The sequence below is a fragment of the Pseudomonas sp. NFACC08-1 genome, from assembly GCF_900106735.1.
GTDB classification, from domain to species: Bacteria; Pseudomonadota; Gammaproteobacteria; order Pseudomonadales; family Pseudomonadaceae; genus Aquipseudomonas; species Aquipseudomonas fluorescens_Q.
Window position 1 is genome coordinate 426,277 of the sequence record NZ_FNNL01000003.1, and the last position, 24,351, is coordinate 450,627.

The following is a 24,351-nucleotide window of genomic DNA, read 5'->3' on the forward strand; positions in this document are numbered from 1 at the left end:
CCCAGAAACGCAAAAACCCGCTTTCGCGGGTTTCTGTGAGGTTCAAGGTCGTAACCTTGAAGCAAGAATTGGTGCCCAGAAGAAGACTCGAACTTCCACGACCTTGCGGTCACCAGCACCTGAAGCTGGCGTGTCTACCAATTTCACCATCTGGGCAGCATCTTCAGCGTTGCCGCTGTTGATGTGGCGCACTATACGGAGCGCATTTTGATCTGTAAACCCCTGTTTTTGTTTTAGTAATTGCCAAACGCAATTGCAGGGGGCAAAAATGCAAAAACCCGCTTTCGCGGGTTTTTGTTGAGCTGCCAGGCCGGTGACCTGTTGCTCGAATAAAAAGACTCGAACTTCCACGACCTTGCGGTCACCAGCACCTGAAGCTGGCGTGTCTACCAATTTCACCATCTGGGCAATATCGACATCGTGTGTACGTCGTCGATGGCGCGCACTATACGGAGCGTCTTTTTAACTGTAAACCCCTCCTGAGAAAAAAACCGCTAAATTTCACGAGCGGTGCTTTTCCAGGCTTCCAAGGCGGGTCAAATGGCTTTAGAAAAGCGATCGGATGCTTGAAATTTCCCGTTTCATTAAGCCTATGCCAAACTAACCCGCATATAGACAAGGTGAAAACTCTCTAATGGCCGATTGGCAGTCCCTCGATCCCGAGGCCGCTCGTGAAGCGGAAAAATATGAAAACCCTATTCCTAGCCGCGAACTGATCCTGGCGCATCTCGCCGATCGGGGTTCGCCTGCTAGCCGCGAGCAGTTGGTCGAAGAGTTCGGTCTGACCACCGAGGACCAACTCGAAGCCCTGCGCCGCCGTCTGCGCGCCATGGAGCGCGACGCTCAACTGATCTACACCCGGCGCGGCACCTATGCGCCGGTGGACAAGCTCGACCTGATCCTGGGCCGCATCGCCGGTCACCGTGACGGCTTCGGTTTCCTGATCCCGGACGACGGCAGCGACGACCTGTTCATGAGCCCGGCGCAAATGCGCCTGGTATTCGACGGCGACCGTGCCCTGGCCCGCGTTTCCGGCCTGGACCGTCGTGGTCGCCGTGAAGGCGTGATCGTCGAAGTGGTGTCCCGTGCCCACGAGTCCATCGTTGGCCGTTACTTCGAAGAAGGTGGTATCGGTTTTGTTGTGCCGGATAACCCGAAGGTCCAGCAGGAAGTGCTGATTACCCCGGGCCGTAATGGCGCCGCCAAGGTGGGTCAGTTCGTCGAGGTGAAAATCACCCACTGGCCAACGGCGCGCTTCCAGCCGCAGGGCGATATCGTTGAAGTGGTCGGCAACTACATGGCGCCGGGCATGGAGATCGACGTTGCGCTGCGCACCTACGACATTCCTCACGTCTGGCCCGAGGCCGTGCTCAAGGAAGCCGCCAAGCTCAAGCCGGAAGTTGAAGAGAAAGACAAAGAAAAGCGCATCGACCTGCGTCATCTGCCGTTCGTCACCATCGATGGTGAAGACGCCCGCGACTTCGACGATGCGGTCTACTGCGAAGCCAAGCCTGGCAAGCTGCGCCTGTTCTCCGGCGGCTGGAAGCTGTTCGTCGCGATTGCCGACGTGTCCAGCTACGTGAAGATCGGTTCGGCCCTGGATAACGAAGCCCAGGTGCGCGGCAACTCCGTGTATTTCCCTGAGCGCGTGATCCCGATGCTGCCTGAGCAGCTGTCCAACGGGCTGTGCTCGCTGAATCCGAAAGTCGACCGTTTGGCCATGGTGTGCGAGATGACCATCTCCAAGACCGGCGAAATGACCGACTACCAGTTCTACGAAGCGGTGATCCACTCCCAGGCGCGCCTGACCTACAACAAGGTCAGCACCATCCTGGAAACGCCCAAGACCAGTGAAGCCAAGGCCTTGCGTGCCGAATACGCTGGCGTGGTGCCGCACCTCAAGCAGCTTTACTCGCTGTACAAGGTGTTGCTGGGTGCCCGTCATGTGCGTGGCGCGATCGATTTCGAGACCCAGGAAACCCGGATTGTCTTCGGTTCCGAGCGCAAGATCGCGGCAATCACCCCGACGACCCGTAACGATGCGCACAAGCTGATCGAAGAGTGCATGCTGGCGGCCAACGTGGCCACCGCCGAATTCCTCAAGAAACACGAGATTCCTGCGTTGTACCGCGTGCACGACGGCCCGCCGCCGGAGCGTCTGGAAAAACTGCGGGCCTTCCTCGGCGAACTCGGCCTGTCCTTGCACAAAGGCAAGGACGGCCCGACGCCGAAGGACTACCAGGCACTGCTGGCGAGCATCAAGGATCGTCCGGATTACCATGTGATCCAGACCGTGATGCTGCGCTCCCTGAGCCAGGCGGTGTACAGCGCCGACAACCAGGGCCACTTTGGTCTGAATTACGAGGCGTACACCCACTTCACCTCGCCGATTCGCCGTTACCCGGACCTGCTCACGCACCGCGCGATCCGCAGCGTGATCCATTCCAAGCAGAACACCCCGCACGTCAAGCGCGCCGGTGCCATGACCATTCCGAAGGCACGGATCTATCCGTACGACGAAGCGGCCCTGGAACAGTTGGGCGAGCAGTGCTCCATGAGCGAGCGGCGCGCTGACGAAGCCACTCGCGACGTGGTGAACTGGCTCAAGTGCGAGTTCATGAAAGACCGCGTGGGCGAGTCGTTCCCAGGCGTGATCACTGCAGTGACAGGCTTTGGTTTGTTTGTCGAGCTGACCGATATCTACGTCGAGGGCTTAGTGCACGTTACCGCCTTGCCGGGTGACTACTACCACTTCGATCCTGTGCACCACCGCCTGGCGGGCGAGCGCACCGGTCGCAGCTTCCGTCTGGGCGACACCGTGGAAGTGCAGGTCATGCGCGTCGATCTCGATGAGCGCAAGATCGACTTCGGAATGTCTGACAAGCCCGCCGAAGCACCGACTGGCCGTAAAAAACGTGGCAACGAGACCGCCGCGCCTGCGACCAAAGGTAAAGGTGCTCCTGCAAAAACCGCAGAGCCTGAGCCAGCCAAGGCCGGTCGCCGTTCGTCCGTCAAGGACAAGGCTCCCGAAGCCTACCGCCCCAGCGACGCTGCGGCGAAAAATGCCGAGTTGCGCAAGAGCCGCGAGTTGAAGCAGCAGTTGCTCAACGAAGCCAAAAGCGGTGGTAAAGCGGCGTCTGGGGGAAAGTCCCACGGGGCGGAAAAGCCGTCGAGCAAGCCAAGTAAACACCGTAAAGGCCCGCCAAAAGCGGGTTCGGCCCCTGCGAAAAGCGGCGGGTCGCGCAAACCTAAGGCCAAGTCATGAGTCTGGAAAAAATCTACGGCGTGCACGCCGTAGAAGCACTGCTGCGTCACCACCCTAAACGTGTCAAGCAAGTGTGGTTGGCGGAAGGTCGCAGCGAGCCGCGTGTGCAAGCGCTGGTCGAACTGGCCAGCCAAAACAAGGTTGCCATTGGCCAGGCCGAGCGTCGCGAAATGGACGTGTGGGTCGAAGGCGTTCACCAGGGTGTGGTTGCGGACGTAAGCCCCAGCCAGGTCTGGGGCGAGGCGATGCTCGACGAACTGCTCGATCGCACCGAAGGCGCCCCCCTGCTGCTGGTGCTGGACGGCGTGACCGACCCGCATAACCTCGGCGCTTGCCTGCGTTCGGCAGATGCAGCGGGTGCGTTGGCGGTCATCGTGCCTAAAGACAAGTCGGCAACCTTGACGCCGGCTGTGCGTAAGGTCGCCTGCGGCGCGGCGGAAGTGATTCCGCTGGTGGCGGTGACCAACCTGGCGCGCACCCTGGAAAAACTCCAGCAGCGCGGCTTGTGGGTGGTTGGCACGGCGGGCGAGGCCGAGGTCAGCATTTATGACCAGGACCTGACGGGCCCGACGATCCTGATCATGGGCGCCGAGGGCAAAGGCATGCGCCGCCTGACCCGCGAGCACTGCGATTACCTGGTCAAGCTGCCGATGGCGGGCAGCGTCAGCAGCCTCAACGTTTCGGTTGCGACCGGTGTGTGCCTGTTCGAAGCGCTGCGCCAGCGCAGCGTCAAGGCTGTCGCCAAAAAGCCCTGAGCCAGACGCGTATCAAGTGTGGGAGCGAGCTTGCTCGCGATGACGGTGTATCAGTGCCAGAAATGTTGACTGGCACGCCGCTATCGCGAGCAAGCTCGCTCCCACAGTGTTTTGTGCAGGGGCAAGGATCGGCGGTTGTTCAAATAATCGCCAATTACCTTGCACCGCCCTCGACCCTTCTCTACAATTGCGCCCCTTGCTGTGATGGCAGGCACTTATGTGTCTAGCGTCCACAAGTCCATAAGTGTCATTCACTCCTTGTCTGACCGTTTTTGAGCGGCAGGCTACAACCCGTAAGGAGCATTCATGCGTCATTACGAAATCATCTTTTTGGTCCACCCGGATCAAAGCGAGCAAGTCGGCGGCATGGTTGAGCGTTACACCAAGCTGATCGAAGAAGACGGCGGCAAAATCCACCGTCTGGAAGATTGGGGCCGTCGTCAACTGGCCTACGCAATCAACAATGTTCACAAGGCTCACTACGTGATGCTGAACGTTGAGTGCACCGGCAAGGCCCTGGCCGAGCTGGAAGACAACTTCCGCTACAACGATGCAGTGATCCGTAACCTGGTCATCCGTCGCGAAGAAGCCGTCACCGGCCAATCCGAGATGCTCAAGGCTGAAGAAAACCGCAGTGAGCGCCGTGAGCGTCGCGACCGTCCTGAGCACTCTGACAGCGCCGATGGCGATGACAGCGATAGCGACAGCGACAACAGCGATAACGCTGACGAGTAATCCACGGACCTTTTAAGGAGCCAATCACATGGCACGTTTCTTCCGTCGTCGTAAATTCTGCCGCTTCACCGCTGAAGACGTGAAAGAGATCGATTACAAAGATCTCAACACTCTGAAAGCCTACGTATCCGAGACCGGCAAAATCGTTCCAAGCCGTATCACCGGTACCAAAGCTCGTTATCAGCGTCAGCTGGCCACCGCTATCAAGCGCGCCCGCTTCCTGGCCCTGCTGGCCTACACCGACAGCCACGGCCGCTGAGACCGGGCAGTCGACGAGTAGTAAGGGATTGAATGCATGCGCGCCTTAGCTGACTTCATCATGCGGGGACGTGTGCAGGCCACGTTGGTTGTGGCCGGATCCGCGGCATTGCCGCTGTTGTTCTGGTTGAGTGCCGCCGCTGGGTGCCTTGTGCTCCTGCGGCGCGGTTCGGACGCCTTGAGCGTCCTGGGTATCGGGTTGCTGTCAGCGTTGGTGAGCTGGTACTTCCTGAAGGACCCGACAACACTCCTGGTGTTGCTCGGGGCTTGTGGCCTGGCGTTGGTTTTGCGCGCCGGCCATACCTGGAACCGCGTGCTGCTGTGCAGCGTGGCCGTGGGGTTGTTGTGTGCGGTGAGCCTGGGAACTGTATTCAGTTCCTTCATCGAGTCACTGGCGCAGACGTTCGAACACGTCCTGCCGCTGGCGATGGGTGAGGTCTACGAGACATTCTCGGCAGACCAGAAGGCGTTTCTCACCGCCCTGAGCGCTCCGCTGATGATCATTTCGATAGCGTCTTCGCTGCAGATCTTTAGCGTGCTGTGCCTGATTCTTGGGCGCTATTGGCAGGCATCGTTGTATAACCCCGGTGGTTTCGGTCGCGAGTTTCGCGCCATCCGATTCCCCAAGAGCGTGGCGCTGTCACTGCTGGCCGTCATGTGTGTTGCTCCGTTTTTCGGGCTGCATGCATTGATCCTGTTGCCGTTGTGCAGTGTACCGCTGGTCTTCGCCGGCCTGGCCCTGATTCACGGGCTGGTGGCGCAGAAACGACTGGCCACTTTCTGGCTGGTGGGGGTATACGTGACGTTGTTGCCTTTCATGCACTTGCTCGGTCCGTTGCTCGTGGTCTTGGCCATCGTTGACAGCCTGATTGATTTTCGCGGTCGTATGGCGCCGAAAGACGCCGACAACGCGAACGGTGAAGGTTAAAAGTTAGAGGATTTTCACATGCAACTGATCCTTCTGGAAAAAGTCACCAACCTGGGCAACCTGGGTGACAAAGTAAACGTTAAGGCCGGTTACGGTCGTAACTACCTGCTGCCTTACGGCAAAGCCACCGCTGCGACCGCTGCCAACCTGGCTGCGTTCGAAGAGCGTCGTGCCGAGCTGGAAAAAGCTGCCGCAGACCGTAAAACCTCGGCTGAAAGCCGTGCTGCCCAACTGGCTGAGCTGGAAGTGACCATCACTGCCACCGCTGGCGACGAAGGCAAGCTGTTCGGTTCGATCGGTACTCACGACATCGCTGACGCACTGACCGCCTCCGGCGTTGAAGTTGCGAAAAGCGAAGTTCGTCTGCCGAACGGCACCATCCGCAACGTAGGCGAATTCGACGTAGCCGTGCACCTGCACGCCGAAGTTGAAGCCACCGTACGCGTTGTCGTGGTAGCAGCCTAAGTAACACCTGTCGGTTGGCACCTTCGGGTGCTTGCCGGTAACATCGGGCACGATCCTGTTTACAGGTCGTGCCCTTTGTCTTTCTGCAATTCCTGATTTTCATAACCAGAAGTGGCCATGAACGAAATCACCGCTCCCGAGCAATACGATCTGCAAACCGCTGCCCTGAAGGTGCCTCCGCATTCCATCGAGGCCGAACAGGCCGTGCTCGGTGGCCTGATGCTGGACAACAACGCCTGGGAACGCGTGCTCGATCAAGTCTCCGATGGCGATTTCTACCGGCATGACCACCGTCTGATTTTCCGTGCGATCGCCCGTCTGGCCGATCAGAACATGCCGATCGACGTTGTGACCCTGGCCGAGCAATTGGACAAGGAAGGGCAGACGTCCCAGGTCGGCGGCCTCGGTTACCTGGGCGAACTGGCGAAAAACACACCGTCGGTCGCCAACATCAAGGCCTATGCCCAGATCGTGCGCGAGCGGGCGACCTTGCGCCAATTGATCGGCATCAGCACCGAAATCGCCGACAGCGCCTTCAACCCGGAAGGCCGTACCGCCGCCGAGATCCTTGACGAAGCCGAGCGGCAGATCTTCCAGATCGCCGAGGCCCGTCCGAAAACCGGCGGCCCGGTCAGCGTCAACGACCTGCTGACCAAGGCCATCGACCGCATCGACACCTTGTTCAACACCGACAACGCCATCACCGGCCTGTCCACCGGTTACACCGACCTCGACGAGAAGACCAGCGGTCTGCAACCGTCCGACCTGATCATCGTCGCCGGCCGTCCGTCCATGGGTAAGACCACCTTTGCGATGAACCTGGTGGAAAACGCCGTGCTGCGCAGCGACAAGGCGGTGCTGGTGTACTCCCTCGAGATGCCAGGCGAATCGCTGATCATGCGTATGCTTTCGTCCCTGGGGCGTATCGACCAGACCAAGGTCCGTTCCGGCCAGCTGGAAGACGACGATTGGCCCCGCCTGACATCGGCGGTCAACCTGCTCAACGACCGCAAGCTGTTCATCGACGATACGGCCGGTATCAGCCCGTCGGAAATGCGCGCCCGTACCCGTCGCCTGGTGCGTGAGCACGGTGATATCGCACTGATCATGATCGACTACCTGCAATTGATGCAGATCCCGGGTTCCAGCGGCGACAACCGGACCAACGAGATTTCCGAAATCTCCCGTTCCCTCAAGGCCCTGGCCAAGGAATTCAACTGCCCGGTGGTAGCACTTTCCCAGTTGAACCGATCCCTGGAACAGCGCCCCAACAAGCGTCCGGTGAACTCCGACTTGCGGGAATCCGGAGCGATCGAGCAGGACGCCGACGTGATCATGTTCGTGTACCGCGACGAGGTGTACCACCCCGAGACGGAGCACAAGGGCATCGCCGAAATCATCATCGGCAAGCAGCGGAACGGCCCGATCGGCTTCATCCGCCTGGCGTTTATCGGCAAATACACGCGCTTCGAAAACCTGGCGCCGGGTAGCTACAATTTCGATGACGACGAGTAAGCCGTTCGCTCGATCGGATATTGTCTTTGTGGCGAGGGAGCTTGCTCCCGCTCGACTGCGCAGCAGTCGCAAAACCAGCGAATGCGGTTTGCCAGGGTAAAAGTGGGTGCAGCAGTGGGTCTGCTGCGCAGCCCAGCGGGAGCAAGCTCCCTCGCCACAATTGATTTGTATCTGGCTTGAGTTCTGGGGGCGAGCCACAAAATCGATTTCCGACCATAGCCGTCGGAATTGGTCAAAATTTGTGCTATATTCCGCGCCCGCGATTTTTCATCCTTTATACCGGTCATCGACATGCAAGCAGCCAAGCCGTTATTTGACTATCCCAAGTACTGGGCCGAATGTTTCGGCCCGGCGCCGTTCCTGCCCATGAGCAGGGAGGAGATGGATCAGCTCGGCTGGGATTCGTGCGACATCATCATCGTGACCGGTGATGCCTACGTCGATCACCCGTCGTTCGGCATGGCGATCATTGGCCGTTTGCTGGAAGCCCAGGGCTTTCGCGTCGGGATCATTGCCCAGCCGAACTGGCAGTCCAAAGACGACTTCATGAAGCTTGGCGAGCCCAACCTGTTTTTCGGTGTCGCGGCCGGCAACATGGACTCGATGATCAACCGCTACACCGCCGACAAGAAGATTCGCTCCGATGACGCCTACACCCCGGGCGGCATGGCGGGCAAGCGGCCGGACCGCGCGAGCCTGGTCTACAGCCAGCGCTGCAAGGAAGCCTACAAGCATGTGCCGATTGTGCTGGGTGGCATCGAAGCGTCGCTGCGCCGCATCGCTCACTACGATTACTGGCAGGACCGTGTCCGCAACTCGATCCTGATCGACGCCTGCGCCGACATCCTGCTCTACGGCAACGCCGAGCGGGCGATTGTCGAAGTTGCCCAGCGCTTGTCCTACGGTCACAAGATCGAAGACATCACTGACGTGCGCGGCACGGCCTTCATCCGTCGTGACACGCCGAAAGACTGGTACGAAGTCGATTCCACGCGCATCGATCGTCCGGGCAAGATCGACAAGATCATCAACCCGTATGTGAACACCCAAGACACCCAGGCTTGTGCTATCGAGCAGGAAAAGGGGCCGGTTGAAGACCCGAGCGAAGCCAAGGTCGTGCAGATCCTGGCAAGCCCGAAAATGACCCGCGACAAAACCGTGATCCGTCTGCCCTCGGTGGAAAAGGTCCGTGGCGATGCGGTGCTCTACGCTCACGCCAACCGCGTCCTTCACCTTGAAACCAACCCGGGCAACGCCCGTGCCCTGGTGCAGAAGCACGGCGAAGTCGATGTCTGGTTCAATCCACCGCCCATTCCGATGACCACCGAAGAAATGGACTACGTGTTTGGCATGCCTTACGCACGCGTCCCCCATCCGGCGTACGGCAAGGAGAAGATCCCGGCCTACGAGATGATCCGTTTCTCGGTGAACATCATGCGTGGCTGCTTCGGTGGCTGCACGTTCTGCTCGATCACCGAGCACGAAGGCCGGATCATCCAGAACCGTTCCGAAGAATCGATCATTCGCGAGATCGAAGAGATCCGCGACAAGGTTCCCGGTTTCACCGGGGTGATTTCCGACCTCGGCGGCCCGACCGCGAACATGTATCGCATCGCCTGCAAGAGCCCGGAAATCGAATCCGCGTGCCGCAAGCCGTCCTGCGTGTTCCCGGGCATCTGCCCGAACCTGAACACCGACCATTCTTCGCTGATCCAGCTGTACCGCAGCGCCCGGGCCTTGCCTGGGGTGAAGAAGATTTTGATTGCCTCCGGCCTGCGTTACGACCTGGCGGTCGAGTCGCCGGAATACGTCAAGGAGCTGGTGACCCACCACGTCGGCGGTTACCTGAAGATCGCTCCGGAGCATACCGAAGAAGGCCCGCTCAACCAGATGATGAAGCCGGGCATCGGCAGCTATGACAAATTCAAGCGGATGTTCGAGAAGTACACCAAGGAAGCCGGGAAAGAGCAGTACCTGATTCCGTACTTCATCGCCGCCCACCCGGGCACCACCGACGAAGACATGATGAACTTGGCGCTGTGGCTCAAGGGCAACGGCTTCCGCGCCGACCAGGTGCAGGCGTTCTATCCATCGCCAATGGCTACGGCCACGGCGATGTACCACTCGGGCAAGAACCCGCTGCGCAAGGTCACCTACAAGAGCGACGCGGTGACCATCGTCAAGAGCGAGGAGCAGCGCCGCCTGCACAAGGCCTTCTTGCGTTATCACGACCCCAAGGGCTGGCCGATGCTGCGCGAAGCGCTGACCCGCATGGGCCGTGCCGACCTGATCGGGCCAGGCAAGCACCAATTGATTCCGTTGCACCAGCCGGCCACCGACAGCTACCAGAGCGCCCGTCGCAAGAACTCGACGCCAGCCGGCAGCCACAAGGTTGGCAAGGAAACCACCAAGATCCTGACCCAGCACACCGGCCTGCCACCGCGCGCCAGCGACGGCGGCAACCCGTGGGACAAGCGTGAGCAGGCCAAGGCCGCGGCATTCGCCCGCAACCAGCAGGCCGCCAAGGAACGCAAGGACGCCGCCAAGGGCAAAGGACCGAAACCGGCGCGCAAGCCTGTCGTGCCGCGCTGATCGCCTAGCCGCATCGCAAAACGCCAGCCTAAGTGCTGGCGTTTTGCTTTCTGGCGACGGTGCTGACCGTTTGTTATCGTGGCGCCCGCATAGCCCTTGTGGCGAGGGAGCTTGCTCCCGCTGGGCTGCGAAGCGGCCCAAACAATCCCATGCAATGTTTCCAGACAGACCGTGCCGGCCGGTGTACGACGGCTTCGCCGCCGAGCGGGAGCAAGCTCCCTCGCCACAATATTGTGTGTGGATAAAGATTCACTTCCGTTTCTCAAGGACGATTCATATGAGCAGCGCTTCAACAGGCATCGGCATGGACCTGAGCTTCTCCCAGGTCATGGCCCGCAAACGCATTGAAAGCCAAATCAACCTGCCACGTCTGTTCGCCGCCATCGATGCCGATCCAGGCATCGTCGGTGCAGGCGTGGTGTACATCGATGCTGAGTTCAATGTAGTGACCCTGCGTGAGTTCAAGCCGATTTGCAGCATCAAGCCCAAGCGGATCATTTTGCATGAGGCGCAGAAGTACATCGCGCCTGAGCAGTTTGCCCAGCAGGTACAGGTCAATCCTCGGCAATCGCGCCTGGTGGGAGAGGCGATCAATACCACCTTGTCCTGCGCTGGAGCGGTATTGGGTTGGGTTGTCGTGCTCAGTGGGTCGATTGCGGTTCCTTTCAGTGCCGGGGCTAGCACTGTGGTAGTGGCTTTAGGTTATGCGGCTGCGACGGCGAGTTCAGTGCAATGTGGTATCGGTATTATCCGTACGACGGCAGAAGTGACTAATCCGCAGATCAATGACAAGTTGGACAGTGAAGAGTGGTACCAATACGCCTCGATCGGTCTGGATGCTGCCTCTTTGCTGGGCGTAGGGGCTTCTACCTTAACCACCATAAAACTTGTGAGGGTGGCCAAGGCCAGTACGGGTAAGAGTCTGCGTGAAGTCTTGCGTGGCCTGACTCGCCAGGAGCGGTCGAAGTTGACCAAAGAGTTGTTGAGCATCAATGATCCCCGGCTGACGCCAAAGATGCTCAAGCTCAAGCAACTTGCCGGTGAGTTGCCAAAGCGCTTCACTCCGACCCAACTGCAGCACGCTACGGTTACTCAGATCAAGGACGCCTTGGGGGCGGCGATAGGCCTGACGGGTAGTAGCTTGTCGGGCAATGTCAAAACTATTGCCGTTGGCTTGTACGAAGAGCTGGAGGAGTAATGGAAGATCTGAGTCTGCCCCGTTTTTTGGCGCGTTACTTTCCGACTTTCATGGGCGGCATTTTCGCCGCGCTGCTCTCTTTGGGCTGTGCTATTCCCTTGGTGACAACGTCCTATTTCGCCGGGGCTTCAATCGACGAGCAAGCGACTTGGTCGGTTCTGGGGGGCGCGGCGGTCACCCTGGTGGTGGTGCACTGCAATTTCATGATGGTGCGCGGATGGCCATTGTGGGTGTGGGGAGTGGTCGCCGTTCTGGTTTTATGCCTGTTAGTCGTATTACCCACCATAGGGAGCCATCCGCATAAGGTCATCTATGTTTTGGCTGTGATGTTTCCACTATTGGGTTTGCTGGTACTCAACAGCAAACGGCATCGCGAGATGCGTAGCCGGCTGGTGGAGATCCGTCATCAACGTGAAATGTTAAGGCAAGAGCTGAAGGGGCAGAGAAAGAAATAATGAATCGCAAGCATTCATTGAGCGCTTTCCTTGCTCACTATTTCCCGACCTTCATCGGCGCCTTTTTTCTAGCCTGCTTTGCGGTCTCCGCTTCGATTTCATTGGCATCAAGTACTTATTTTCGAGGTGATCCTGAACGGGCAAAATATTCTTTCCTGATTGCACTGGTGCTATCTCTGCTCTTGGCGCTGAGTCATTTCTTCATGATCAGAGGGCGGTCATGGGGTGTTCGGGTCATCGTTGTGTTCTATCTGGGGTGCCTTTTCACTGTCCTTCCCACCTACGGCTATAAACCGCACCCCGTTGTCTATGTGGCTGGGTTGCTGTTCCCGTTGCTAGGGCTGCTACTGCTAAACAGCAAGCGCCATCGCGAAATGCGCAGCAAACTGGTAGAAGTCCGCCGTCAGCGCGAACTCACCATCCAGGCCGCCAAGGCATCACGCCCGCGTCGCTGAGTCGATTCCCGCTGCCCGCGCCGCATTTATGTGCATTGCTTTGCAGATGAATTCGGGCAGCGCGCGTTTTTAGTGCTCTACTGCCTTGAGTAGACAAAGAAAGTGTCCGACCTGCCTGCATGGCATAAGTCTTGCGCCGCTTTCACCAACGCTCAGGCTCGCAGGAGGCACGTCGTGTCGATCCATGTCGCATTGCACCACGTTACGCATTACCGCTACGACCGCGCCGTCGAACTCGGCCCGCAGATCGTTCGCCTGCGCCCGGCGGCCCACAGCCGCACGCGCATTCTTTCCTATGCGCTGAAGGTTTCGCCCGAGCAGCACTTCATCAACTGGCAGCAGGATCCCCAGGGTAACTACCTGGCGCGGCTGGTGTTTCCCGAGAAAACCCAGGAGATGCGCATCGAAGTCGATCTGCTGGCGGAAATGGCAGTGTTCAATCCGTTCGACTTCTTTCTCGAGCCCTACGCCGAAAAGATTCCGTTCGCCTACGCGGCCGACGAGCGCAAGGAGTTGGCGCCTTACCTGGAAACCCTGCCGTTGACGCCGAAATTCCAGGCCTATCTGGACGGCATCGACCGCACGCCATTGCCAGCGGTGGATTTTTTGGTGGCGCTCAACCAGCGCCTGAGCGAAGACATCAACTACCTGATTCGCATGGAGCCGGGCGTCCAGACCCCGGAGCATACCCTTGAGCACGCGTCCGGCTCTTGCCGCGACTCGGCCTGGCTGTTGGTGCAGCTGTTGCGCAACCTTGGCTTGGCCGCGCGTTTCGTTTCCGGTTACCTGATCCAGTTGACCGCCGATGTGAAAAGCCTCGATGGTCCGTCCGGCACTGAGGTGGACTTCACCGACTTGCATGCCTGGTGTGAGGTCTACCTGCCCGGTGCCGGTTGGATCGGCCTGGATGCGACGTCGGGGTTGTTCGCTGGTGAAGGCCATATCCCATTGGCGTGTAGTCCCGATCCGTCCTCGGCGGCCCCGATCAGTGGCTTGGTGGAGCCTTGCGAGTGTGAGTTCAGCCACGAGATGTCCGTGGAGCGGATCTGGGAAGCGCCGCGGGTGACCAAGCCTTACACCGACGCACAGTGGCTGGCGATCCAGGCCCTCGGACGGCAGATCGATGCCGACCTGTTGGAGGGCGACGTGCGCCTGACCATGGGGGGCGAACCGACCTTTGTCTCCATTGATGACCCGGACGGTGCCGAGTGGAACACTGCGGCACTCGGGCCGGATAAACGCCGGCTCTCCGCCGAGCTATTCCAGCGCATGCGCAATCACTATGCGCCCAAGGGGCTGGTGCATTTCGGCCAGGGCAAGTGGTACCCCGGCGAGCAATTGCCGCGCTGGTCGCTCAACTGCTATTGGCGGCGCGACGGCGTGCCGATCTGGCACAACAGCGCGTTGATTGCCGATGAGCAGGAGGACTACGGCGCCGATGGCGAACTGGCCGGACGTTTCCTGGCGAGCGTCGCCGAGCGTTTGAAAATTCCTGCGCGGTTCGTGTTTCCGGCCTACGAAGACAACTTCTATTACCTCTGGCGCGAAGGTGCATTGCCTTCGAATGTCACGGCCGAGGACCCACGCCTGGAGGACGCCCTGGAGCGTGCACGGTTGCGCAAGGTCTTCAGCCAGGGCCTGGACAAGGTCATCGGCCAGGTCCTGCCGCTGGCCCGTACCGCCAAGGGCGATCAGTGGCAAAGCGGTCGCTGGTACCTGCGCGACAACCACTGCCGCCTGGTGCCGGGGGATTCGCCCCTGGGTTATCGCTTGCCGCTGGCGTCCCAGCCTTGGGTAACGGCGGCCGAGTACCCGTTCATCCACCCCACCGACCCGAACCAGGATTTGCCCGAGCTGCCCGGCACCGAGCAACTGGCGCGTCACGGCGAGCCGGCGGTCGAGCAGGAGCGCGTCCCGGAGATCGACAAATCCGCCGACTGGCTGACCCGCACCGCCTTCTGTGCCGAGGCCCGCGATGGCCGGCTGTACCTGTTCATGCCGCCACTGGAGCGGGTCGAGGATTACCTGGAGCTGGTCAGCGCCATCGAGGCGACGGCCGAGGAGCTGCATTGTCCGGTGCTGTTGGAGGGCTACGAGCCGCCGAGCGACCCGCGCCTGGGCAATTTCCGCATCACCCCCGACCCGGGTGTGATCGAGGTCAACGTGCAACCCTCGGCGACCTGGGATGAGTTGGTCGAGCGGACAGAATTTTTATACGAAGAGGCGCGACAGACCCGACTGACCACCGAGAAATTCATGATCGATGGCCGGCACACTGGCACTGGCGGTGGTAACCATTTCGTACTGGGTGGCGCGACACCGGCTGACTCACCGTTTCTGCGGCGTCCCGACCTGCTGCGCAGCCTGATCAGTTACTGGCATAACCATCCGTCGTTGTCCTACCTGTTTTCCGGATTGTTCATCGGCCCGACCTCCCAGGCACCTCGCGTGGACGAGGCGCGCAACGACGCGTTGTACGAGCTGGAAATCGCTTTCGCGCAAATGCCACAGCCCGGCGAGGAATGCCCGCCGTGGTTGGTCGATCGCCTGTTGCGCAACCTGTTGATCGACGTGACCGGCAATACACACCGTGCCGAATTCTGCATCGACAAGCTCTATTCACCGGACGGCGCCACCGGGCGTCTCGGCCTGTTGGAGTTGCGTGCTTTCGAGATGCCCCCCCACGCCCGCATGAGCCTGGCCCAGCAATTACTGCTGCGGGCACTGGTGGCGCGGTTCTGGCGTGAGCCTTACGCGCCGGCGAAACTGGCGCGCTGGGGCACCGAGCTGCATGACCGGTTCTTGTTGCCGCACTTTATCGAGCAGGATTTTGCCGATGTCATCCATGAGCTGAACGCCGCCGGCTACCCGCTGCGGGCCGAGTGGTTCGCCGCGCACCTGGAGTTCCGCTTCCCCAAGGTGGGCGATTACGCGGTCAGCGGTATCGAACTGCAATTGCGCCAAGCCCTCGAGCCTTGGCATGTGCTGGGGGAAGAGGGCGCGGTAGGCGGCACCGTGCGTTATGTGGATTCCTCCCTGGAGCGCTTGCAGGTCAAAGTCAGCGGCCTGGCGCCGCAACGCTACCTGCTGACCTGCAATGGCGTGCCGGTGCCGTTGCAACCCACTGGACGGGTCGGCGAGTTCGTCGCCGGGGTGCGCTTCCGCGCCTGGCAACCGCCCAACTGCCTGCAACCGACCATCCCGGTGCATGCGCCACTGGTCTTCGATTTGCTCGACACCTGGATGCAACGTTCCGTGGGCGGCTGCCAGTATCACGTGGCCCATCCGGGGGGGCGTAACTACGACAGCCTGCCGGTGAATGCCAACGAGGCCGAAAGCCGGCGGATGGCGCGTTTCTTCCGTATCGGACACACGCCTGGGAAACTTCCGATACCTAGCCTGGCAATGGATGACGAATTTCCCCTCACGCTCGACCTGCGTCGTTTTCAAGGGGCACCCAAGGTGTAAGCGAACCCCGTGGCGAGGGAGCTTGCTCCCGCTGGGCTGCGCAGCAGCCCTGAAACCTGACGACCCGGTGTGTCAGGCCAATGGAGTCTGCTGTCTTGGGGCCGCTGCGCAGCCCAGCGGGAGCAAGCTCCCTCGCCACGGTCGTCATGTTCCGCTCCAAACTCAACTATCCGGGCGTCATGCGCTTGCGCTAGTCTCACCTTTTATTGCCGTCTGCCGAGCTTTCCATGCCTGACCTGCTTGACCGTTACCCGCTGACGACGGGCACCTATCACGAACTGTTGGACGACAACGGTGCGGTGCGTCCGCACTGGCGGCGGTTGTTCGATCAGTTGCAGCGCAGCACGCCGGCTCACCTGATCCAGCGTCAGGCGCTGCTGGCTCGGCAGATCCAGGAAAACGGTGTGACCTATAACGTCTACGCCGATCCGAAGGGCGCCGACCGGCCGTGGGAGCTGGACCTGCTGCCCCACGTGATCGACCCGCAGGAATGGAAACATCTGTCGGCCGGGATCGCCCAGCGTGCGCGCCTGCTCAATGCGGTTCTGGCCGACCTGTATGGGCCACAGCGGCTGATCAGCGAAGGGCTGCTGCCGGCAGAGTTGGTGTTCGGGCACAACAACTTCCTTTGGCCCTGTCAGGGCATCGTGCCGCCGGACGGCAGCTTCCTGCACTTGTATGCGGTGGATCTGGCGCGCACCCCCGATGGCCGTTGGTGGGTCACGGCGGATCGGACCCAGGCGCCTTCGGGGGCCGGTTATGCGCTGGAAAATCGCATGATCGTTTCCCGCGCGTTCCCCGAGCTGTATCGCGACCTGAGGGTGCGACACCTGTCCGGGTTCTTCCGCACCTTGCAGGAAACCCTGGCACGACAGGCACCCAGCGACGGAGAGTCGCCACTGGTGGTGCTGTTGACGCCGGGGCGGTTCAACGAAAGTTATTTCGAGCATCTTTATCTGGCCCGTCAGCTTGGCTATCCGCTGGTGGAAGGGGGCGACCTGACCGTGCGGGACGCCACGGTCTACCTCAAGACCCTTAGCGGCTTGCGCCGGGTTCACGCCATCATGCGCCGGCTCGACGACGATTTCTGTGACCCCCTGGAGCTGCGCACTGATTCAGCCCTCGGCGTGCCGGGACTGCTGGAAGCGGTGCGCCAGGGCCGGGTGCTGGTGGCCAATGCCCTGGGCAGCGGCGTGCTGGAGTCACCGGGCCTGTTGGGGTTCCTGCCGAAGATCAGCCAGTATCTGTTCGGCGAGGAATTGATACTGCCGTCCATCGCCACCTGGTGGTGCGGTGAGCCGCCGGTGCTGGCCCAGGCCCTGGAAAAGCTGCCGCAACTGTTGATCAAGCCGGCGTTTCCTTCCCAAAGTTTCACCCCGGTGTTCGGCCGTGACCTGAACGAGGTGCAGCGCGGCCAACTGGCGGCGCGCATGCAGGCTCGGCCCTATGCCTATGTCGCCCAGGAGCTGGCGCAACTGTCCCAGGCCCCGGTCTGGCAGGCCGAAGACGGGCACATCCAGCCTCGGGCCATTGGCATGCGCGTGTATGCCGTGTCCGGGAAGGATGATTATCGGGTGCTGTCGGGTGGCCTGACCCGCGTGGCCGCCGAGGCCGACGCCGAAGTGGTGTCGATGCAGCGCGGCGGCGCCAGCAAGGACACTTGGGTGTTGGGCGAGCAGGTGCCCGGCGGTGAACAATGGACGGCCCAGCGAACCGTAGGCGTCCATGACCTGGTTCGACGCGATCCGTACCTGCCTTCGCGGGTGGTGGAAAACCTGTTCTGGTTCGGCCGTTACTGCGAACGCTGCGACGACAGCGCGCGGCTGCTGCGGATCATGCTGGGACGATATGTCGATGGCGATGACCCGCAGGCCCTGCAGTCGGCGGTGGCCCTGGGCGAAAGCCTGATGCTGCTGCCTGAAGAGGGTGAGCTGCACGAGCGTTTGCTGGCGGCGCTGTTGGGCGACGACTGGTCGTTCAGCCTGCGTTCCAACCTGCAGCGCTTGCAGTGGGCGGCCTCGCAGGTTCGCGGCAAGCTGTCCCGGGAGAACTGGCAGGCGCTGGTGGAGTTGCAGCGCGAAGCGGCGGAGCTGGAAACCGAGGAACCGGATTTCGGTGAGTTGCTGGATTTCCTCAATCGGCTGGTGATGTCCCTGGCGGCGTTGTCTGGATTTGCCTTGGACGACATGACCCGCGACGAGGGCTGGCGCTTCTTGATGATTGGCCGGCGCCTGGAGCGCTTGCAGTTCCTCAGCAGCAGCCTGGCGGCGTTTTTGCGCAGCGATGCAGTATTCGACCAGGCCGGGCTGGAGTGGCTGCTGGAACTGGGCAACAGCAGCATCACCTACCGTTCGCGCTACCTGGCGGTGGCGCAACTGATCCCGGTGCTGGACCTGTTGTTGCTGGACGAGCAGAACCCCCACGCGGTGCTTTTCCAGTTAAAACTGGTGGCCCGCACGCTCAAGCGCCTGAACGACGATTTTGGCGCGCCGAAGGAAACGGCCTTGCCAGAATTGGTGACGCGTCTTTCTCGCTTTGACTTGCGTTGCCTGGAAAATCCCCTGTTTGGCGAAGCCAGCCTGCGCGCAGCACTTGATGGGCTGGCCGACCTGTTGCAGGAAGTGGCCGATGTCGGTGGCCAGGTATCCGATCGCCTGGCCTTGCGTCATTTCGCCCACGTCGATGACGTCAGCCAACGCACGGTATCCGTCTGATGAGCGCTCGTTACCAGATCCTCCACGACACCCATTACCACTACGACAGCCCGGTGTCCCTGGCCCAGCAGCTTGCTCATCTGTGGCCGCGCGCCTGTGACTGGCAGCGTTGCACCGAACAGCAGTTGCTGATCAGCCCGGAGCCGACGACCCGGCGCGATGAGCAGGATGTGTTCGGCAACCCGCTGACCCGCCTGGCCTTCGAACGCCCCCATGACGAGCTGCTGGTCAATGCTCGCTTGAGCGTCGAGGTGCTGTCTCGCCCCTCGCTGGACTTCAACCTGTCCCCGGCCTGGGAGTCGACCTGCAACGCGCTGACCTACAGCGGCCGGCCACTTGCGGCGCCATTGCTGCAAGCATGCCGTTTTCGTTTCGAGTCACCGTATGTGCACCTCAAGCGCAGCTTCGTCGAGTTTTCCGAAAGCTGCTTCCCGCCGGGGCGCCCGTTGATGGTTGGCGTGCGGGCGCTGATGGAAAAGATTTTCGAGGAGTTCACCTTCGATGCCGAGGCGACCCAGGTGGCCACGCCGCTGGTGGAGGTGCTGGAGCGGCGGCGGGGCGTGTGCCAGGACTTCGCCCACTTGATGCTGGCCTGCGTGCGCTCTCGCGGGCTGGCGGCGCGTTACGTCAGCGGCTACCTGCTGACCCAGCCGCCACCCGGCCAACCCCGGCTGATTGGCGCCGATGCGTCCCATGCCTGGGTCTCGGTGTATTGCCCGGTGTTGGGTTGGGTGGACTTTGACCCGACCAACAACGTGCAACCGGCCTTGGAACACATCACCCTGGCCTGGGGCCGGGACTTTTCCGATGTGTCGCCGTTGCGGGGCGTGATCCTGGGGGGCGGCAATCATGATCCCGAGGTGCGGGTGACGGTGATGCCGCTGGAGTCATGACCCCGCTCTGCGGTGAAATACTTGTGGCGAGGGAGCTTGCTCCCGCTGGGTCGCGCAGCGACCCCATTTTTATGGGCGCTTCGCACCCAAGCGGGAGCAAGCTCCCTAGCCACAGATAAATCATTAACTTCGAGGCTTCTTCATGTTCCCGGTTTCCATCAAAGGCGTACTGCAATCCCCCGAAGGCCTGGTCGTGCTGATGCTCAACGAACGGGATGAATGGGAATTGCCCGGCGGGCGGATCGAGCTGGGCGAAACAGCGCCGCAATGCCTGGCGCGGGAAATTACCGAGGAGCTGGCGATCGAGGTGAGCGTGGGGGAGCCACTGGATTCGTACTTGTTCGAGGTGATCCCCGGCAAGCACGTCTTCATCTCCACGTACCGCTGCCAGTTGCTGGGCGGTTTCGTGCCGACGATCAGTCATGAACACAAGGAAATTGGGCTGTTCGAGCCGGGGCGGCTGCCGGCGAACCTGCCAACGGGTTATCGCGAGTCGATTATCAAGGCATTGGGGTTGTGAGGACCGGCAGCTAGGCTGCCGGCCCTGGACACAAACCGTGGGGCCGGATTACATCATCGGGCCCGGAGGGGCTCAGGCGTCGGGCGCCTGATCTTTCGGTGCATCAACATCATCTTCTGCCGCCACTTCGCCTTCGGTATCCGGGGTCAGTGAGGCTTCTTCTTCAGCTGTGGCTTTCTTGCGCTGCAGCTTTTCCTCTTTCTTCTGCTCCTTGGCCAAGTCTCTTTGACGTTTGGCGAAGGAATAATTGGGTTTGGCCATGGGCGATCCTCTGGGGTCGAAGGTGAGGTTGAGCGGCGCATATTCTGCCCTGTATCGGGGCCGAGCCGTTAGCTGGGTTTTTGTTCGGCCCACTTTGGCTGCACTGACGGTTGCCATTCGTCCAGCGCATCGAGCAGGCTCTGCGCTGATTCGCTCACCTGCAGCATGTCACGATGGGGCGCGCGGACGAAGCCTTCGTCGACGATATGATCGAGAAAGCCGATGAGCTTGCTGTAGAAACCGTTCACTTCCAGCAGCCCCAGCGGTTTGCCGTGGTAGCCCAGTTGGCCCCAGGTCCAGACTTCGAACAACTCCTCCAACGTGCCGAGGCCGCCAGGCAGGGCGATGAAGGCATCGCTGAGTTCGGCCATGCGTGCCTTGCGGGCGTGCATGCCGTCCACCACTTCCAGGCGAGTCAGGCCGCTGTGGCCGATTTCCTTGTCCTTGAGGCTTTGCGGGATGATGCCGATGACCTCGCCGCCGGCCGCCAGCGCCGCGTCGGCGACGATCCCCATCAGGCCGACGGCACCGCCGCCGTAGACCAGGGTCAATTTTCGTTCCGCCAATGCCCGGCCCAAGGCCTGCGCCGCTTCACGATACGCTGGATCGGTGCCGGTGCTGGCGCCGCAAAATACACAAACAGACGCGATGGACATGCTTTACTCCATGATCAGTAACCGACCCAGAGTAAAGCCTGGCCTTGGTGGCGCAAAGCGATTAAACCTCGCGCTGGGTTTTTTCGTAGGTACCACTGGCGCCGCAGGCGTAGGCGGCGAGCAAGCTGCATAACAGGCTGTTGACGTTCATGAGGGGCGCTCCCGAGAGGTGGTGAGGCTGATCATAAAGTGGCGTCATCCCTCTGGCTGGTTGATTGTGTCCATCAGGCTGATAGCCTTAAGTTGTATACAATCTTTGATTCAGGTCATAGGAACTTGTCTGAAATTCAGGCAGTCTTCCCCTTTGACGGATTTTTGTTAACCATGCCTTGGAGATTCACGATGTTTGCCAAACTTGTTGCAGTATCCCTGTTGACGCTGGCCAGCAGCCAACTGATGGCAGCGGAGTGCAAGACCACCATCGACTCGACCGACCAGATGTCCTTCAACACCAAGGCCATCGAGATCGACAAGAGCTGCAAGACGTTCACCGTTGAGCTGACGCATTCGGGCAGCTTGCCGAAAAACGTCATGGGCCATAACTGGGTGCTGAGCAAAGAGGCTGACATGCAGCCGATTGCCACGGCTGGTTTGGCAGCAGGCATCGACAAGAACTACCTGCCGGAAGGTGATGCACGCATCATCGCCCACACCAAACTCATTGGTGCCAAGGAAAGCGACTCGGTGACCTTCGATGTGTCGAAACTGGCTGCTGGTGAGGCGTACGGCTTCTTCTGCTCGTTCCCAGGCCACATCTCGATGATGAAAGGCACCGTTACCCTGAAATAATCACTTCAAGCATAAAAAAGCGCCCCATGCAGGGTAATGCTGTTCACTTAAGGCAATCGATACACCCGTGGCGAGGGAGCTTGCTCCCGCTGGGCCGCGAAGCGGCCCCAAAACCGGCCAAATGCGGAGCATCAGACACACTGCATCCACCGGTTTACGACCGCTTCGCGGCCCAGTGGGAGCAAGCTCCCTCGCCACAGGTCCATCATTGTTCTTAAATGAACAGCATTACCCATGCAGGGCGCTTTTTTTATGCCAGGCAACCCCCTGTGGGAGCGAGCTTGCTCGCGATGGCGGCAGAGCAGGCGCCTCTTGTAGTCATGGGGCGTAAGGCATCACCCGCTTATGCTCAGTCTTGCGATAGGTCTCGCAAATGATCCTGAACGCCTCGTCCCGTACCGGCTTGCCGTGCAGGAACGCATCGATCTCGGCGTAGGTCACGCCGTGGGAGGCTTCGTCCGGCTTGCCTGGGGACAGGTCCTCAAGGTCGGCGGTGGGGATTTTTTCCACCAGCGACTCCGGCGCGCCAAAGTCACGAGCGATGGCCCGGACCTGGTTTTTCACCAAACCACTCAACGGCGCCAAGTCGCAGGCGCCATCACCGAACTTGGTGAAGAAACCCATCACCGCTTCGGCGGCATGGTCGGTGCCGATCACCAGGCCGTGCTCGGTGCCCGCGATGGTGTATTGCGCCACCATACGCATCCGCGCTTTGGTATTGCCCAGCACGAAATCCCGCGAGACTGCTGCCTTGCCTTCGAACGCCGCGACTTGATCGGCCAAGGCCTTGACCGCCGGACCGATGTTGACGGTATGGCGCTCGTCCGGGTCGATGAAGTCCACACATGCTTGGGCTTCATGCTCGTCGAACTGGGTTTCGTACGGCAGGCGCACGGCGATGAACTTGTAGGCGGTGTTACCGGTTTTCTCCCGCAGTTCGCGCATGGCACGTTGGGCCAGCAGCCCGGCGGTCAGCGAATCGACGCCACCGCTGATGCCCAGCACGAGGGACTTGAGCCCGGAGTTGACCAGGCAATCCTGGATAAAGTCTACCCGACGGGCGATTTCGGCCTTGAGGGCGGCGTCATCGGCGAACGGTGGCTGGACCTTGAGCTGTTCAGCAATCTCACGCTGTACGGCTTGCATGAATTCACTCCTTGCTTGATGTGTCAGAAAGGGCGGCAGGTACTTGGAAAACATGTCGCATGTAGGCGACGAAATTCGGGTCTTTGCAGTGGGTCTTGCCGGGCTCGTCTGAAATCTTGGCCACGGGTTGCCCGTCACAGCTGATCATTTTAAGCACGATGCTCATCGGCTCTACACCTGGAATGTCACACGTCAGGTTGGTGCCAATACCGAAGCTGACATTAATGCGACCACGCAATGCTCGAAAAATCTCCAGGCATTTGGGCAATGTCAGGCTATCGGAGAACACCAGGGTTTTGCTCATCGGATCGATGCCGAGCTTGTGATAGTGGGCAATGGCTTTTTCGGCCCAGATCACCGGGTCGCCCGAGTCATGGCGCAAACCGTCGAACAGCTTGGCGAAGAACAGATCGAAATCCTTGAGGAAGGCGTCCATTGTGATGCAATCGGTCAGGGCGATCCCCAGCAGGCCTCGGTACTCGCGCACCCAGCAATCGAGGGCGGCGATCTGGCTGTCGATCAGCCGCGGGCCCAATTGCTGGTGGGCCATGATCCACTCGTGGGCCATGGTGCCCAGGGGCTTCATGTCCAGTTCCCGGGACAGGTGCACGTTACTGGTGCCGACGAAGCGCCCGGGGAAGTCATGCTTGAGCACGTTGACCACTTCTTCCTGGACACGGAAGGAAAAACGACGACGGGTGCCGAAGTCCGCGACTTGCAGTTCGGACAGTTCTTCGGCGCTGGCGTTGGCGCTCAGCCAGTCGAACTTGCGATAAAGCTGTTCCCGCGCCTGTTCCAGGACGATTTCACGATAGCGATAACGATTGCGCACCTCGCTGACGATGGCCAGTAGCGGCACTTCGAACAGAATGACGTGCAGCCACGGCCCGCGCAGGCGGATGAACAGCTCGCCGTTTTCGATACCGGTGAGCACGTAGCGCAGGTTGAAGCGAAACAGGCCCAGGAAACGCAGGAAGTCCGGCTTCAGAAAACTGATGCGCTCCAGGAAACCCAACTGGTCGGCGCTCAGGCTCAACTCGGCCAGGCGCTCGATCTGAAAGCGGATCTCCGCCAGGTACGGGCGCAGATCTTCGCTATTGCGGCAGCGAAATTCCCATTCGACTTCGACGTTGGGGTAGTTGTGCAACACCGCCTGCATCATCGTCAGTTTGTAGAAGTCGGTGTCGAGCAGGTTCTGCACGATACGATCGGCAAATACGCTCTCGCTCATAGGGTTCTCCAGACAGGCCGCTGCGGCGGGCAGCGGGGTGCAGCGGTTTGGG

The 24,351-nt window shown here is 60.5% G+C and carries 20 protein-coding genes and 2 tRNA genes; 16 read left to right on the plus strand and 6 right to left on the minus strand.

Annotation, left to right across the window (positions count from 1 at the left end; translation table 11 throughout):
- Positions 1-69: 69 nt before the first annotated feature.
- Positions 70-156, minus strand: a tRNA-Leu gene (locus tag BLU76_RS08950).
- A 169-nt stretch (positions 157-325) separates the two neighbouring features.
- Positions 326-404 (minus strand) — tRNA-Leu (locus BLU76_RS08955).
- Positions 405-634: 230 nt separating this feature from the next.
- Between BLU76_RS08955 and rnr the strand changes: the two genes are divergently transcribed.
- The 15 genes from rnr (at position 635) to BLU76_RS09030 (ending at position 20,216) form a co-directional block, all read left to right on the plus strand.
- Positions 635-3,265, plus strand: coding sequence for a ribonuclease R (gene rnr, locus BLU76_RS08960; protein WP_092146971.1), 2,631 nt, complete (start codon positions 635-637; stop codon positions 3,263-3,265).
- Positions 3,262-4,020: a 23S rRNA (guanosine(2251)-2'-O)-methyltransferase RlmB gene (gene rlmB / locus BLU76_RS08965; RefSeq protein WP_092222428.1), complete on the plus strand. Its 759-nt coding sequence runs from the start codon at positions 3,262-3,264 to the stop codon at positions 4,018-4,020. Before rnr ends, rlmB begins: the two co-directional genes overlap by 4 nt.
- Positions 4,021-4,326: 306 nt before the next feature.
- A complete protein-coding gene (gene rpsF, locus BLU76_RS08970) occupies positions 4,327-4,755 on the plus strand; it encodes a 30S ribosomal protein S6 (protein ID WP_003186395.1) in 429 nt (142 codons plus the stop codon).
- A 28-nt stretch (positions 4,756-4,783) separates the two neighbouring features.
- On the plus strand, positions 4,784-5,014 hold the full coding sequence (gene rpsR, locus BLU76_RS08975) for a 30S ribosomal protein S18 (RefSeq protein ID WP_002551829.1): 231 nt from the start codon (positions 4,784-4,786) through the stop codon (positions 5,012-5,014).
- Between the two features lie 36 nt (positions 5,015-5,050).
- The gene (locus BLU76_RS08980; RefSeq protein ID WP_092146973.1) at positions 5,051-5,941 is read left to right on the plus strand and encodes a YybS family protein; all 891 of its coding nucleotides are present in this window, start codon (positions 5,051-5,053) and stop codon (positions 5,939-5,941) included.
- A gap of 18 nt (positions 5,942-5,959) precedes the next feature.
- The gene (gene rplI, locus BLU76_RS08985; protein ID WP_003197251.1) at positions 5,960-6,406 is read left to right on the plus strand and encodes a 50S ribosomal protein L9; all 447 of its coding nucleotides are present in this window, start codon (positions 5,960-5,962) and stop codon (positions 6,404-6,406) included.
- 117 nt (positions 6,407-6,523) lie between these two features.
- On the plus strand, positions 6,524-7,921 hold the full coding sequence (gene dnaB / locus BLU76_RS08990; protein ID WP_027911801.1) for a replicative DNA helicase: 1,398 nt from the start codon (positions 6,524-6,526) through the stop codon (positions 7,919-7,921).
- A gap of 291 nt (positions 7,922-8,212) precedes the next feature.
- On the plus strand, positions 8,213-10,513 hold the full coding sequence (locus BLU76_RS08995; RefSeq protein WP_092146975.1) for a YgiQ family radical SAM protein: 2,301 nt from the start codon (positions 8,213-8,215) through the stop codon (positions 10,511-10,513).
- Between the two features lie 277 nt (positions 10,514-10,790).
- Positions 10,791-11,711: an Ssp4 family T6SS effector gene (locus BLU76_RS09000; protein WP_092146977.1), complete on the plus strand. Its 921-nt coding sequence runs from the start codon at positions 10,791-10,793 to the stop codon at positions 11,709-11,711.
- Positions 11,711-12,166 carry a hypothetical protein gene (locus BLU76_RS09005; RefSeq protein WP_092146979.1) on the plus strand — a complete coding sequence of 152 codons (456 nt, stop codon included), beginning with the start codon at positions 11,711-11,713 and terminating at the stop codon, positions 12,164-12,166. Before BLU76_RS09000 ends, BLU76_RS09005 begins: the two co-directional genes overlap by 1 nt.
- Positions 12,166-12,621: a hypothetical protein gene (locus BLU76_RS09010; protein ID WP_092222430.1), complete on the plus strand. Its 456-nt coding sequence runs from the start codon at positions 12,166-12,168 to the stop codon at positions 12,619-12,621. The genes BLU76_RS09005 and BLU76_RS09010 overlap by 1 nt, the downstream gene beginning before the upstream one ends.
- A gap of 174 nt (positions 12,622-12,795) precedes the next feature.
- A complete protein-coding gene (locus BLU76_RS09015; protein ID WP_092222432.1) occupies positions 12,796-16,089 on the plus strand; it encodes a transglutaminase family protein in 3,294 nt (1,097 codons plus the stop codon).
- A 227-nt stretch (positions 16,090-16,316) separates the two neighbouring features.
- Positions 16,317-18,803: a circularly permuted type 2 ATP-grasp protein gene (locus BLU76_RS09020; protein ID WP_063323174.1), complete on the plus strand. Its 2,487-nt coding sequence runs from the start codon at positions 16,317-16,319 to the stop codon at positions 18,801-18,803.
- Positions 18,803-19,696 (plus strand): transglutaminase family protein, encoded by an 894-nt coding sequence (locus tag BLU76_RS09025; protein WP_063323173.1) that lies wholly within the window; start codon positions 18,803-18,805, stop codon positions 19,694-19,696. The genes BLU76_RS09020 and BLU76_RS09025 overlap by 1 nt, the downstream gene beginning before the upstream one ends.
- A 142-nt stretch (positions 19,697-19,838) precedes the next feature.
- Complete coding sequence (locus BLU76_RS09030; protein WP_063323172.1) at positions 19,839-20,216, plus strand: NUDIX hydrolase; 378 nt, start codon at positions 19,839-19,841, stop codon at positions 20,214-20,216.
- A 72-nt stretch (positions 20,217-20,288) separates the two neighbouring features.
- Here BLU76_RS09030 and BLU76_RS09035 read toward each other — a convergent pair whose 3' ends face one another.
- Positions 20,289-20,477, minus strand: coding sequence for a hypothetical protein (locus BLU76_RS09035; RefSeq protein ID WP_092146985.1), 189 nt, complete (start codon positions 20,475-20,477; stop codon positions 20,289-20,291).
- 68 nt (positions 20,478-20,545) lie between these two features.
- Positions 20,546-21,133, minus strand: a complete 588-nt coding sequence (locus BLU76_RS09040) for an LOG family protein (RefSeq protein ID WP_063323171.1) — start codon at positions 21,131-21,133, stop codon at positions 20,546-20,548.
- Between the two features lie 342 nt (positions 21,134-21,475).
- Between BLU76_RS09040 and azu the strand changes: the two genes are divergently transcribed.
- The gene (azu, locus tag BLU76_RS09045; protein WP_063323170.1) at positions 21,476-21,922 is read left to right on the plus strand and encodes an azurin; all 447 of its coding nucleotides are present in this window, start codon (positions 21,476-21,478) and stop codon (positions 21,920-21,922) included.
- Positions 21,923-22,240: 318 nt separating this feature from the next.
- On the opposite strand, the gene nadE is transcribed toward azu, so the two are convergent.
- Together nadE and pncB are read right to left on the minus strand one after the other, a co-directional pair.
- The gene (gene nadE, locus BLU76_RS09050; protein WP_092146989.1) at positions 22,241-23,068 is read right to left on the minus strand and encodes an ammonia-dependent NAD(+) synthetase; all 828 of its coding nucleotides are present in this window, start codon (positions 23,066-23,068) and stop codon (positions 22,241-22,243) included.
- Positions 23,069-23,072: 4 nt separating this feature from the next.
- Positions 23,073-24,299, minus strand: coding sequence for a nicotinate phosphoribosyltransferase (gene pncB, locus BLU76_RS09055; RefSeq protein WP_092222435.1), 1,227 nt, complete (start codon positions 24,297-24,299; stop codon positions 23,073-23,075).
- Between the last annotated feature and the right edge of the window lie 52 nt (positions 24,300-24,351).